Annotated in this window: 12 protein-coding genes; 7 read left to right on the forward strand and 5 right to left on the reverse strand. The window is 68.0% G+C overall.

Going from position 1 to position 12,906, the window contains the following annotated elements; all coding sequences use genetic code 11:
- The first annotated feature begins 2 nt into the window (after positions 1 to 2).
- From CEX88_RS11765 to CEX88_RS11775, 3 genes are all read left to right on the forward strand, one after another.
- Positions 3 to 731 carry a DUF72 domain-containing protein gene (locus CEX88_RS11765; RefSeq protein ID WP_094293623.1) on the forward strand — a complete coding sequence of 243 codons (729 nt, stop codon included), beginning with the start codon at positions 3 to 5 and terminating at the stop codon, positions 729 to 731.
- Between the two features lie 73 nt (positions 732 to 804).
- The gene (locus tag CEX88_RS11770; RefSeq protein WP_238382052.1) at positions 805 to 1,374 is read left to right on the forward strand and encodes a hypothetical protein; all 570 of its coding nucleotides are present in this window, start codon (positions 805 to 807) and stop codon (positions 1,372 to 1,374) included.
- Positions 1,375 to 1,395: 21 nt separating this feature from the next.
- Positions 1,396 to 2,193, forward strand: coding sequence for an SDR family NAD(P)-dependent oxidoreductase (locus tag CEX88_RS11775; RefSeq protein ID WP_094293625.1), 798 nt, complete (start codon positions 1,396 to 1,398; stop codon positions 2,191 to 2,193).
- A 23-nt stretch (positions 2,194 to 2,216) separates the two neighbouring features.
- Here the strand turns inward: CEX88_RS11775 and CEX88_RS11780 are convergent, their stop codons facing one another.
- The 3 genes from CEX88_RS11780 to CEX88_RS11790 are packed head-to-tail and all read right to left on the reverse strand — an operon-like array spanning position 2,217 to position 6,864.
- Entirely contained in the window at positions 2,217 to 3,686 is a 1,470-nt protein-coding gene (locus tag CEX88_RS11780) for an acetyl-CoA acetyltransferase (protein WP_094293626.1), read from the reverse strand.
- A complete protein-coding gene (locus CEX88_RS11785; RefSeq protein WP_094293627.1) occupies positions 3,686 to 5,992 on the reverse strand; it encodes a CaiB/BaiF CoA-transferase family protein in 2,307 nt (768 codons plus the stop codon). The genes CEX88_RS11780 and CEX88_RS11785 overlap by 1 nt, the downstream gene beginning before the upstream one ends.
- Complete coding sequence (locus CEX88_RS11790; protein ID WP_202931465.1) at positions 5,989 to 6,864, reverse strand: TIGR03619 family F420-dependent LLM class oxidoreductase; 876 nt, start codon at positions 6,862 to 6,864, stop codon at positions 5,989 to 5,991. Before CEX88_RS11790 ends, CEX88_RS11785 begins: the two co-directional genes overlap by 4 nt.
- A gap of 84 nt (positions 6,865 to 6,948) precedes the next feature.
- Between CEX88_RS11790 and CEX88_RS11795 the strand changes: the two genes are divergently transcribed.
- Together CEX88_RS11795 and CEX88_RS11800 are read left to right on the forward strand one after the other, a co-directional pair.
- Positions 6,949 to 9,366: a phosphoketolase family protein gene (locus CEX88_RS11795; RefSeq protein WP_094293629.1), complete on the forward strand. Its 2,418-nt coding sequence runs from the start codon at positions 6,949 to 6,951 to the stop codon at positions 9,364 to 9,366.
- Between the two features lie 11 nt (positions 9,367 to 9,377).
- Positions 9,378 to 10,139 (forward strand): CPBP family intramembrane glutamic endopeptidase, encoded by a 762-nt coding sequence (locus CEX88_RS11800; RefSeq protein ID WP_094293630.1) that lies wholly within the window; start codon positions 9,378 to 9,380, stop codon positions 10,137 to 10,139.
- 2 nt (positions 10,140 to 10,141) lie between these two features.
- Here the strand turns inward: CEX88_RS11800 and CEX88_RS11805 are convergent, their stop codons facing one another.
- Complete coding sequence (locus tag CEX88_RS11805; protein ID WP_094293631.1) at positions 10,142 to 10,720, reverse strand: CGNR zinc finger domain-containing protein; 579 nt, start codon at positions 10,718 to 10,720, stop codon at positions 10,142 to 10,144.
- A 194-nt stretch (positions 10,721 to 10,914) separates the two neighbouring features.
- Here CEX88_RS11805 and CEX88_RS11810 point away from each other — a divergent pair, with 194 nt between their 5' ends.
- On the forward strand, positions 10,915 to 11,301 hold the full coding sequence (locus CEX88_RS11810) for a hypothetical protein (protein WP_238382053.1): 387 nt from the start codon (positions 10,915 to 10,917) through the stop codon (positions 11,299 to 11,301).
- On the opposite strand, the gene CEX88_RS11815 is transcribed toward CEX88_RS11810, so the two are convergent.
- Entirely contained in the window at positions 11,298 to 12,314 is a 1,017-nt protein-coding gene (locus CEX88_RS11815; protein WP_094293701.1) for a zinc-binding alcohol dehydrogenase family protein, read from the reverse strand. The genes CEX88_RS11810 and CEX88_RS11815 overlap by 4 nt on opposite strands.
- A 272-nt stretch (positions 12,315 to 12,586) precedes the next feature.
- On the opposite strand from CEX88_RS11815, the gene CEX88_RS11820 reads away from it, so the two are divergent.
- Complete coding sequence (locus CEX88_RS11820; RefSeq protein ID WP_064394143.1) at positions 12,587 to 12,832, forward strand: CDGP domain-containing protein; 246 nt, start codon at positions 12,587 to 12,589, stop codon at positions 12,830 to 12,832.
- Positions 12,833 to 12,906 lie beyond the last annotated feature (74 nt).

Here is a 12,906-nt window from a genome sequence, read left to right on the forward strand (position 1 = left end):
CGATGGTGATCCGGATCGGCACCTCGGGGTGGTCGTATGACCATTGGAAGGACGTCCTGTACCCGGCGGGGCTGCCGACGGCCAAACGGCTGGCCCGCTACGTCGAGGAGTTCGACACCGTCGAACTGAACGCCAGCTTCTACCGTTGGCCGAAGGACAGCGCGTTCGCCGGTTGGCGACAGCGGCTGCCCGACGGGTTCACGATGTCGGTGAAGGCCCAACGCGGACTCACGCACTACCGCCGGTTACGGGAGCCGGCGCCCTGGGTCGAGCGCTTCGACCGGTGCTGGGAATTGCTCGGTGACCGCAGCGAGGCGTTGCTCGTGCAACTGCACCCGGAACTCGAGCGCGACGACGCCCGTTTGGAGCACTTCCTCAAGCTCATGCCCGATCACATTCCGGTGGCGATGGAGTTGCGGCATCCGTCCTGGGACGACGCGGCGGTCTACGCATTGCTGGAGCGCCACGGCGCCGCCTACGTGGTGATGAGCGGTGCGGGTCTGCGCTGTGTCCCGCGGGCGACCAGTGAGCTGGTGTACATCCGGATGCACGGCCCGGACCAGGATTCGATGTACGCGGGCTCCTACCCCGACGATGCGTTGCGGCGTTGGGCCGACCGGATCTCGGCGTGGGAGAACGAAGGCAGACGGACGCTGGTCTATTTCAACAACGACCTGGGTGGGCACGCGGTCTGGAACGCGCAGAAGCTCAAAGCGATGCTGGCCGGCTGATCGGCCACCCCCGCTGCGCGGACGAAAACCGGTTCCGGCACGCTTAAGAGCCGAGATGCGTGTCCTATGTCTGATGTCGGCCGTCGCGATCCTGGTCGCGGGGTGCTCGGCCGAGCGGATCGTCACCACCGACGAACCGTTCGTGGCGTCGCCGACCTCCACGACCTCCGAAGCGCCTGCCCCGCCGCCGAACAGCGCGCACCTGGTCGACGCATTCGACTACGTCGCGCATCCAGCCGGGTCGGCCGTCTACTTCTTCACCACGCCGAGTGGACGCTGGGCGTGCGCCGTCATACCGCGTGACAAGGCGGGCTGCCAGTCGGCCGCCTCCCCGCTGTCCAGCATGAACATCACCGGCGAACCGGACACGGTGGACAACGGCGCCCGTGAACAGGTCGCGCCGAACGCGATCATCGTCGAGCGCGAGGGTGAACCCCGCTTCGCGGCATTGGAGCAGGCGCAGTTCGTCCTCGACGACGCGAAGGTGCTGGAATTCAACCGGATCCTGGCTGTCGCCGGGTTCCGTTGCAATGTGCAGGACGCGGGCGTCTCGTGCATGAGCGAGGTGACCGGCAAGGGATTCACCTTCGCCCCCGAGGGTTTTCAGCCGCGATACACCGAGGTGCCCGCGAACGCACCGTAGCGACGAGAAAGGCAGGCCCGCATGAGGATCGAGCCCGGAAAGGTCGCCGTCGTCACCGGCGGAACCAGTGGAATCGGTTTGGCGCTCGCCACGCATCTGGTGGGTCGCGGCGTCGACGTGGTGATCGCCGACATCCGTGAGGATGCGATACCCGCGGCGGTCGACGCACTGTCCGGTCACGAGGGGGCAGTGACCGGGGTACGCGTCGACGTGCGTGACGCGGTCGATGTCGATGCGCTGGCGGCGCACACTTTGGACCGCTTCGGACGCGTCGATCTGGTGTGCAACAACGCCGGGGTGGTGTGCGAACATACGCCGGGGTGGGAGCAGCGGATCGAGACGTGGCGGTGGGTCATCGACGTCAAGCTGATGGGTGTCGTACACGGGGTGAAGACCTTCACTCCGCTGTTCGTCGCGCAACGCTCCGGGCACTTCCTCAACACCGCGTCCGCGGGCGGGCTCATCCCGCTGCCCAACCTCGGGCCGTACAACGCGACCATGCACGCCGTCGTCGGATTGACGGAGACGCTCGACATCGAACTGCGCTCCGTCTCAAGCGATATGGGTGCGACCGTGTTGTGCCCCGGACTGGTGGACACGCCGCTGGGACCCAACTCGGCGAGTCTTACCCCGCCGGGGGCGGTCAGCGTCCCCAACGACCGGAACGATGACGCGATGCGTGGTGCGATCAGCCCCGCCGTGGTCGCCGATGCCGCGATCGCCGCGGTGGAGGCCGGTCGGGTCCATGCCGTCGTCGGTCCGGGCGCGGCGGAGGCGGCCCGCCAGCGCCTCGACGCGCTGTTGGCAGACCTCGACTGACTACCGCAACGCGGCCGATCCGGCTACCTCAATGCGGCCGTACCGTCCGGATTGACCTGGACCTTCGCGCCCGAGATGTCCTCCTCAACCGTCGCCGCCGCCCCCGCCGCGTCTGAGATGACCGCCAGCACCCGCTCGTCGTCGGGGGTCCGAACCGCGAGGAATGCCTTCTCCGGTGAGCCCTCGCGGTCGAACGGTGTCGTCCACGTCTCCACGGTGCCCACCCCGGCCCAGTCCACGAGCGCCGTTCGGGTCGGCTCGCGGTCGACCTCCGATTGCACGTCTTCCCAACGAAACTCGTGTGGCGGCGGTTCGGTGCCGTAAATGCCGAAGCTGTGCTTGGTGAGGTATCCGCCGTTGGCGGTGATCAACCCGAGCTGGCCGGGGGCGGCGAGGAGTCGTTCGGCCATGGTCGCGATCGAGTGAGTGACGTAGTTGTTCCACGGCCCGCCCGCGAAGGTCAGCCCGCCGGTCACCGTCAGCGGTCTGGCGGGGTCTGCGATCGGGAGGCCGAGCTCGTTGGCGGCCACCTGAACCGCCGAAGGGAAGCACGAGTAGACGTCGACGAGCCCGACATCGTCGATGCCGACCTCGGCCAGTTCCAAGGCCCGCCGCCCCCCGATCCGAATCGCAGGAGACGTGGAGAACTCCGCGCGCTCGCCGATCGCATAGGTATCGTGCGCGTCGGTGCCCGAGTACGGGAACACCCAACGGTCCCTGGGGATCTGCAGATGCGTGGCCTTGTCTGCCGAGGTGAGCACCAGCACCGCAGCCTGGTCGACCATGTTGTTGGAGTTCATCAGCTTCGGATAGGGCCAGCTGATCATCCGGTTGCCCGGTCCGGCCTGCCAGATCTGCTCGGCCGGCACCGCGTCTCGGACCCACGCGTGGGGGTTGTCCGCGGCGACCGCACTGAATTGTGCCCACAGCTCACCGATCCGGCGTCGGTGCTCCTCGTCGGACTCGCCCGCGGCGATACGCAGGGCTTGCTCGAACATCGGGTAGACATAGGCAGGCCGGTCCAGGCTGATCTTGATTTCGGCGGGCCCGGCCATCGGGACCCCTTCGTCGGCGCCCTCGGCCATCGGGACGGACTCGTCCTGGCGCGGCCAGTCCGGCCGCACGCCCTTGGCGCGCAGCCGGCTTCGGGTGCGCCAGGCTTCACCGCCCGCGATCAGAACCACCTCGGCCCGACCGTTCTGGATGTCTCGGCACGCCTCGTTGACCAGCGACTGCGGCGTATTACCGCCGACCCCTGTATAGCGGGTCGCGGCGTTGTCGGCGTGGAGGCGTTGCGCGAGAAGCAATCCGGGATCGCGGTACCGCCACGAAAGGAGATTGACCACCCGAACCGAGTCGGCTGCCTCAAGGACCCTGGGGTCCGCTGCTTGGCGTGCGGCCGCGACCATCAGGTCGATCGGCGACACGTCGGGGTTCTCGTCGCGCTGGTTGACTTGTCCGTAGCCGACCAACACCGGCGTCCTGGCTTCCATCACGGCCTTTCTCGGTATGCGAAGAGCGTGCCGTCGGCGATGAGCCGATCGGTCTCCTCGGCGGGGATGTCGAGGATCTGCCGGCAGATCTCACGGGTCTGCTCCCCCGGCATGGGCGCGGGCCTCAGCAGGGCGGGAGGGATGTTCGTGTACGGCGCCGGCCCCGTTTCGGTGAGTATGGGCGCGTCGAAAAGCGGATGCTCCATGTCGGAGTACAGCTTTCGGTGCCGCACCTGCGGGTCGGCAGGCACATCGACGGCACGGTTCATCGGCGCGGCGGCGATCCCGGCGTCCTGCAAAGTGCGCGCCACCACGGTCTTGTCGCGGGTGCGGGTCCATTCCGCGGTGTCGACGCCGCCGGTGACCGATCCCAGTGCGGCGTGGTCGATCTCGCAGCGCAGCGAGATCACGCACCACTCGTCGTCACCGGCGCACGGGTACACACCGTGCGCCGCTGTGTCGTCGACGACGGGCAGGCCTGCCGCACCCGCGGACTCGGTGACGTAGCGGGTTGCCAGTTGGCTGACCGCGGCCTCGGCCTGCGAGACGTGTACGTGTGCGGGCTGTCCGGTTCGCTCGCGCCGGATCAGCGCGGCCAGTGCGGCGATCGCGGTGAGCCGCGCCGACACGTGGTCCGGGAAGATCGTCGTCGCATCGTAGAAGCCGCCGTCGGCAGACGCCCACAACGCGGTGACCCCGGTGGTGGCCCGCACCAGCGGCCCGTACCCCATGCGCGAGCTCCACGGACCGGCCACGCCGAAGGCGCTGCTCTCCCCGAGCACGATGCGCGGATTCAGCTCCCGCAGACGGTCATAGGAGAACCCCAGCGATGCAAGCGTTCCCGGCTTGAAGTTGGCGAACACGGCGTCGGCGCCTGTGACCAGGCGAGCAAACAGGTCGGCGCCCGCGGGCGTACGCAGGTCGAGCCCCAGGCTCTGCTCGTTGCGGTGGGTCAGCGCCCAGGACCTGCTCATCACCTGACCGGGCGGGGCCTGGCGCAGCCCGTCGGGATAGGCGGCGCTCTCGATCTTGACCACCTCGGCGCCGAGGTCGGCGAACAACCTGCCCAGCTCGCCCCCGGCGACGATGACGCCGAGGTCGAGGATGCGCATCCCCTCGAAAGGACGCTGCGGCGCGACCGTACCCTGCGATGCTGTCACCGATGACGGTGTGGCCCAGGCGGGTTCGTCAGCGCCGGGAGCGGGGGCCAACCACCTCAGGCCGCGATGATGGCCGTCGACGACGAACGGTCCCACCGGGGCGACGACATCGGCGCCCGGGGCGAACTCGGCGGTGGTCAGCGCACCGACCGCGCGGAAGTGCTCGGAGGCCAGTGTCTCCGTGGGGGTGAGCACGGCCGCGATGGGAACGCCCCGCTCTTGTCCCTCGGTGACCAGAGCCTCCATGGTCTGGTTTGCGACGAAATCGCCGATCAAGGCGTTGAGTTCGCGAGATGCCCCATACCGCGCCGCGATCGTGTCGAACTTGGGGTCGGCGAACTGTTCGGGTTCACCCAGCCAGGCGCGCATGCCCTGCCACTGGCGCGGGGACAGCAGGCAGATCCGTACATGTCCGTCCTTGCAAGCGAAGATCGGATAGATGTTCTGGTTGCGTGGTCTGCCGCGCCAGATTTCGGTGGTCTTCTTGACGCCGACGGCCGCCTGACCTTCTGATCCGAACGGCGGATCCAGCGACTGGAGCACCGCCTCGAACCGGGAGAAGTCGATGTAATCGCCTGTCCCAGTCCGTAACCGGTGGTAGTAGGCGGCCAGCGCTGCCCATGCCGCCTGTGTCGCAGCGGTTCCCGATGCCAGTCCGACCGGGGGAAGCACCGGGGTGCCGGCCGTCGGCCCGGTACGCGACAGTGCCGTCGACAACGCGTACAACACGGGGTCGGTGGCCCGCCACGAGGCATACGGCCCGTCGGCGCCGAAGTCCGTGACCGATAACACGACGAGGTGGCCGAACTGTTGAGCCAGGGCGGCGCACGATGTTCCGAATTGGACTGCCCCGCCGGGTCTTCCGCCGTCGACGACGATATCGGCGGTGCCCGCCAAATCCCGCAGTGCCCCGCGGCCGTCGGGGCTGGCGGGGTCCAGAACCGCGCACCGCTTGTTCGCGTTGTGCAAGCGGAACGGAATACTCGCTCCGGCCACCGCCGGGAGCGCCTGCCGGTCGGACCGCCCACCGGGCGGCTCGATCTTCAGGACATCGGCTCCGAGGTCGGCGTAGAGCCGGCTCACTCCGTCGGATTCGGCGCCGCCGAGGTCGAGCACCCGCACGGATGCCAGCAGTGGTTCGCTCATGCCGCCAGGAGACTTTCGACCCACCGCAGGTGGTCGTCGGTGTCGGTGGCGACGTACATCAGGTCGACGAAGACGTCCGGATAACCGGCGTCGGCCAGCGTCCGCACCGCCTCGGCGACCGCATCGATCGGTGTGCCGCCGGCGACGTTGATGCGCACACAGGTGTGTATGGCCGACGGATCCCGGCCGGCCTCGCGGGCGGCGTCGTCGATGGTGCGGCGCTGCGTCGCAAGGAACTCGGGCATGACACCTCCGGGCACCAGCACGGCGGGGAGCCACCCGTCGCCGCGCGTCCCGATGCGCCGCAGGCTCGCCGGAGTGAACCCGCCGAGATAGATCGGCGGACGAGGTTGCTGGACCGGTTTGAGGTCCACCCACGACAACGGGATCGACCACCGCTTGCCTTCGTGTTCCACCGGATTCGTCGTCCACAGCTGCTCGATGGCATCGAGCACCTCGTCCAGTTGGGCGCCGCGGGCGCGGAACGGGGCGCCGGCGGCGAGGAACTCCTCCGGCGACCACCCGATCCCGAAACCGGGAACGAGCCTGCCTCCGCTGACCACATCGATGGCGGTCAGCTGGCGGCACAGCTGCACCGGCGGGTACCACGGTGCGACGAACACGCTGCTACCCAACCGGACGCGCGACGTGGCGGCGGCCACCACCGCCAACGTGATGAACGGGTCCAGGCCGGCGCGGAACTGTTCGGGAATGGTGTCTTGACCTGCGTAGCCGACACTGGGGTGCACCGCGGTCAACAAGCGGTCGCCCACCCAGAGGCTGTCCGCACCGAGGCTTTCGGCGCTGGCCGCGTAGCGCGCGAGGTCCGCTCGGGCCGACGCCCCGAACTGCGGCACTGCGAATCCCAACACGCCAGACAGGCTAATGGGTAGCTTCACGCGCATCGGGTACAGGAGTGGCACACCCGTTCACCCGTTTCGATGATGATGAGTCAGATGACTGCCGAGGCCCTGTCCCCCACGCTGTCCGCCGATGAACTCGACCTGATCGACGCCTACTGGCGCGCCGCCAACTATCTGTCCGTCGGCCAGATCTATCTTCTGGACAATCCACTGCTGCGCGAGCCGCTGGCGCCCGAGCACGTCAAGCCCCGGTTGCTCGGCCACTGGGGCACAACACCGGGCCTCAATCTCGTCTACGCGCACCTGAACCGCGTCATCTGCGACCGCGACGTTAACGTCATCTACATCACCGGCCCGGGACACGGCGGTCCCGGCTTGGTGGCCAACGCGTATCTCGAGGGCACCTACAGCGAGGTGTACTCGGGTATCTCCGAAGACACCGAGGGAATGCGAAAGCTGTTCCGCCAGTTCTCTTTCCCCGGTGGCATCCCCAGCCACGTCGCCGCGGAGACCCCCGGGTCCATCCACGAAGGCGGGGAGTTGGGCTACGCGCTGGTGCACGCCTACGGCGCGGCGTTCGACAACCCCGACCTGGTGGTCGCCTGTGTCATCGGTGACGGCGAAGCCGAGACCGGCCCGCTGGCGACCAGTTGGCATTCGAACAAATTCCTCAACCCGGTCACCGACGGTGCGGTCCTGCCCATCCTGCACCTCAACAGCTACAAGATCGCCAACCCCACCGTCCTCGCGCGCATTCCGCAGGAGGAACTCGAGTCGCTGATGTTCGGCTATGGCTACCGGCCCATCACCGTGGCCGGTGACGATCCGGCCAACGTGCATCAGCAGCTGGCGACGGCGCTCGACGAGGCCTTCGACCAGATCGCCGCGATCCAGCGCGCCGCTCGCCTCGACGGCGAACGGGGCCGGCCGCTGTGGCCGATGCTCGTGTTGAGGACACCGAAGGGCTGGACGGGCCCGCAGAAGGTCGACGGAAAGAAGGTCGAGGGCACGTGGCGGTCCCATCAGGTTCCGTTGTCGGGCACCCACACCAACCCCGAACACCGCGCCCAGCTCGAGGAGTGGATGCGCAGCTATCGGCCCGAAGAACTGTTCGACGAGGACGGCGCGCTACTGCCCGAGTTACGCGCGTTCGCCCCGCGCGGACAGCGGCGGATGAGCGCCAACCCGCACGCCAATGGCGGGTTCCTGCTCAAGGATCTGGACCTGCCGCGCTTCACCGATTACGCGGTGCCAGTTGACGACCCCGCCTCCGAATCGACCGAGGCGACCCGGGTGCTCGGGACGTTTCTTCGTGACGTCATCGCGCGTAACGCCGACCGATTCCGGTTGATGGGACCCGACGAGACCGCGTCCAACCGGCTGTCGGCGACCCTCGAGGTGACCGACAAGGCGTGGCTGGCCGAGGTCACCCCCGACGACGAGAACCTCGGTTCGGAGGGCCGGGTGATGGAGGTGCTGTCCGAACACCTCTGCCAGGGCTGGCTCGAGGGATATCTGCTGACGGGCAGACACGGGCTGTTCAACTGCTACGAGGCGTTCATCCACATCATCGACTCCATGCTCAACCAGCACGCCAAGTGGCTCAACAGCAGTCGGGAGATGCCCTGGCGGGCGCCGATCGCATCGCTGAATTACCTTCTGACATCGCATGTCTGGCGCCAGGACCACAACGGCGCGTCGCACCAGGATCCCGGCTTCATCGACCACGTCGCCAACAAGCGCCCCGAGGTCGTGCGGGTGTACCTGCCGCCCGATGCCAACACCTTGCTGTCGGTGGCCGACCACTGCCTGCGCAGCCGCCACTACGTCAACGTGATCGTCGCCGGAAAGCAACCGGCGCTGAACTACCTGGACATGGATTCGGCGATCGCGCACTGCACGCGCGGTCTGGGGATCTGGGAGTGGGCGAGCAACACGACCGGGGAGCCCGACGTGGTGCTCGCATGCGCCGGAGACATCCCGACCCTGGAAACGGTGGCGGCCGCCGACATCCTGCGTCGGCGGCTGCCCGAGCTCAAGGTGCGGGTGGTCAACGTCGTCGACATCATGCGGCTGCAACCGGAGTCCGAGCACCCGCACGGCCTGTCCGATCGCGAATTCGACTCGATCTTCACCAAGGACAAGCCGATCATCTTCGCCTATCACGGCTATCCCTGGCTGATTCACCGACTGACCTACCGGCACGCCAACCATGCCCAGTTGCATGTGCGCGGCTTCAAGGAACGCGGCACCACGACGACCCCGTTCGACATGGTGATGCTCAACGACCTCGACCGGTTCCATCTGGTCATGGACGTGATCGACCGCGTCGCCTATCTGGGCAGCAGCGTGGCCGGGCTGCGCCAGGAGATGGCCGACGCGCGCTTGGCGGCCCGGCGCTACACCCGGGAACACGGCGAGGACGATCCGGCGATCTCGGGGTGGACGTGGGACCCGGATTACCAAGCGCCGTCGCTGTCGCAGGACACCCTCAGCGAACACGACCGCTAGACTGGATTTTCGTGTCCGACCAAGCCGCCCTCGCCGAGCGCCCGCATCCGCTGGTCGAACAGCTCTCCGCGCTGCACCACTTCCGCACCTACGTCGACATCGCAGTGGTCGTGGTGGTGTTGGCGCTGACGAACCTGATCGCGCACTTCACCACGCCGTGGGCCAGCGTGGCGACGGTGCCTGCGGCGGCGCTGCTTCTGGTGGCGCTGGTCCGCTCCCGCGGCCTCGGGTGGGCCGAACTCGGCCTGAGCCGCGAACACTTGAAGTCCGGAACCGGCTACGCGCTGGGCGCCGTCGCGATGGTGTTGTCGGTCATCGCGATCGGTGCGCTGCTGCCGTGGACGCGGCCGATGTTCATGAACAACAACTACGCCACGATCTCGGGCGCGCTCATTGCGTCGATGGTCATCATCCCCCTGCAGACCGTGATCCCCGAGGAACTGGCGTTCCGCGGCGTGCTGCACGGAGCGCTCGACCGCGCCTGGGGCTGGCGTGGTGTCGCCGCGGCCGGTTCGCTGTTGTTCGGACTCTGGCACATCGCCACCTCGCTGGGCCTGACCAGTAGCAACGTCGGCTTCACCCGGATCTTCGGCGGAGGGGTGATGGGCACCGTTGCAGGCGTGACGCTGGCGGTGGTCGCCACCGGCATCGCGGGCTTCGTCTTCACCTGGTTGCGGCGCCGCAGCGGCAGCCTGATCGCGCCGATCGCGCTGCACTGGTCGCTGAACGGACTCGGCGCGCTGGCGGCCGCGTTCGTGTGGCATCTGAGCTGACGTCAGTGCGAGGCGCGCTTGCGGGCGCGGAACTCACGGTTCTTGAGCTTGTTACCGCAAGTCGCCATGCTGCACCAGGTGCCACGGTGGTTACGCGAGCGGTCGTAGAAGGCCCACTGGCACTCCTCGTTGGCACATGCCTTCAACAGCGACCAGGAGCCGTCGCGCTGCGCATCGTGGATCGCCAGTAGCAGTTCGGTGAGGCGGTCGTGCAGCGAGGTGCCCACCGCCGAAAGCCGTATCCGCCCCGAGTCTTCGACCTCGGCCCGTGCGGCGCCACCGGCCGCGGCCCGCAGCGGCGCCAACGCCGCCGCAGTCGGCGGCGGACCACCGGCGTTGTGGACCAGCATCGCGCGCAGGGCCTCGCGCAAACCACGCAGCAGATCGAGGTCGCCCTCGTCGATGCCGTCACCGGGATCCAGCAATCCCTTGTTCTGCAGCCACGGCCGCGCGTCGTCCGGATCGGCCAAACGGTCGGGGCCGGACGGCAACTCCGCCGTGTTGACCAGGCTCTGAACCAGGGCGAGACGCGGCGGTGCCGGTTTCGTCTCCTGGTCCCCCAGCCACCGCATGCGAGTCATATGCCAAGCCTAGCTTTGCGTGACTGCTAATTCAATTTGACCGGTCATGCATGACCGTTATACAGTTGTCAGTGGTCACACATCCGTCGCTAACGAGGATCGATATGTCGGACAATCCGAATCCACCAACCCTTGTGTCGCCGTTTGCGGCGGCAGCGAGCGGGGCGGCTGCCCCCTCTCTACGCGCGTGGGTGGTGGCGCGGCTGAGGGCCAGCAAGTTCGACCGGATGGCGGCCGTCGGCGGCGTCGCACCCGACAGCGGCGCGTACGCCGCGCACTGCGCCCGGCTGACGTCGACCGCCGAGCGCGAGGCGGTGGCCAGGGCACTGCGACGGATCGTCCGGGATGCCCGCGGGCACGGCCCGCTGATGTCTTCGCGGGTGCCGTTGCACGTACCGAACATCGCCACCGCGGAGGACGTGATCGACGAGGTAACGCTGCGGCTGCACTCTCCTCGGATGGTCGGAGCGCGGGGCATGGCGCGGCTACGTATCCTGCTGGCCGACGGGACCGGTCCCGTTTACCGGTACGGCCGTGGGGATCTCGTGGGCCGGCTCCGCGCCGCGATGGCCGAGCTCTAAACGACCAACACCGCGGCCCCGGAGACCCGGCCGGAGGCCAGATCGCTCAGCGCGGCGTCGGCCCGGTCGAGCGGGTATGGCGGGCTGGTCACCTTGATGTGGTGTTCACCGGCGAAAGTCAGAAAGGCCCGTGCGTCGCCGCGAGTGTTGGCGGTGACCGATCTGACCTGACGCTCTTGGAAGAGGTGACGCTGGTAGTTCAACGTCGGGATGTCGGAGAGGTGAATACCCGCGATCGCAAGCGTGCCACCACGATCGAGTGCTTCGAGTCCCGGTGGGACGAGCTCACCGACGGGCGCGAACAGGATCGCAGCATCGAGGCCGACGGGCGGACGCTCGTCGGCGCCTTGAGCCGACGCCGCCCCCAGACTCAGGGCCAGCTCGCGCGCGGCTTCCCCGCGCGTCATCACGTGAACTTCGGCGCCCTGCGCGACGGCCACCTGGGTGGTCAGGTGCGCGCTACCGCCGAATCCGTATATGCCCAACCGGCCACCTGGTGGGAGGTCCGCGCGCAGCAGTGCCCGATAGCCGATGATCCCGGCGCACAACAGCGGCGCCAGCTCGGTGTCGGAGTAGCCCGCTGGTAGCGGATGCGCGTATGCCGCTGGCACCGTGGCGAACTCGGCGTACCCACCGTCGGCATCCCAACCCGTGTAACGCGATTGTGGGCACAGGTTCTCGTCGCCTCTGAGGCAGTACGGGCATCGCCCACACGTATGTCGCAGCCACGCGATGCCGACGCGGTCGCCGACGGAGAACTCCGCGCCCGCGCTCTCCCCCACCTCGACGACCTCGCCGACCACCTCGTGGCCCGGCACGACCCGGGGCCGGCGCACGGGCAGATCGCCTTCGGCGACGTGAAGATCGGTGCGGCACACGCCACATGCGCGGACCGCCACCGCAAGCTCGCCGGGTCCCGGGCGGGGAACCTCGATTCGCACGCGTTCCATGGGCCGGGTGGCCATCGGTCCCGGCCGTCGAATCTGCCAGGCGGTCATGGTTGAGACGCTCATCACCACATGGTCGCCCCGCGGCGGCCCCGGGCACCACCCTCGGGCGTCTTCACTGTCAGCGAACAACGCTAACGACGGCGGCGGCGAACCGGACAGATCTGGTGTGCGGCAGGTCATCCCTGTACGCCGGCCCGAACACTTGTAGGGGAAATCCTGATTCCTCGGTGATAACAACGGCATAACCTGTAGATAACGACGAACCGCCGTACGGCTACGGCGAAGGCTCAGTACCGGGCGCGAAGCCCGGTACCGCGAAGGAGAGGGTGGAAGAGATGAAAACACTTGTTGCACTGGCGGTTGGAGCGCTGGCGGCCAGCGGCATCGCCTTGGCCGCTCCGGCCAATGCCGGATGCCAGGGTGGCTGGACGCCGTGGGGCGGCGGCACGATCTGTGACGGACCGGTCGGCGCCGACGGCAACTTCGAGCGGTGTCAGACCGCGGGCGCCATGGGATTCGGCGGCACGAATTGCTTCATCGTGAACGTCTCGAACGCCAACCCGCCGCGGGTCGGCCCCTGACAATCGCACTAGCGCAGGAGAACTCAAAAGCTTCCTCCACGGCTTGATGCCGTGGAGGAAGCTTTCGCGCTACG

Origin of the sequence: Mycobacterium neumannii (assembly GCF_002245615.1) — a bacterium.
In the GTDB taxonomy this organism is placed as follows: Bacteria; Actinomycetota; Actinomycetes; order Mycobacteriales; family Mycobacteriaceae; genus Mycobacterium; species Mycobacterium neumannii_A.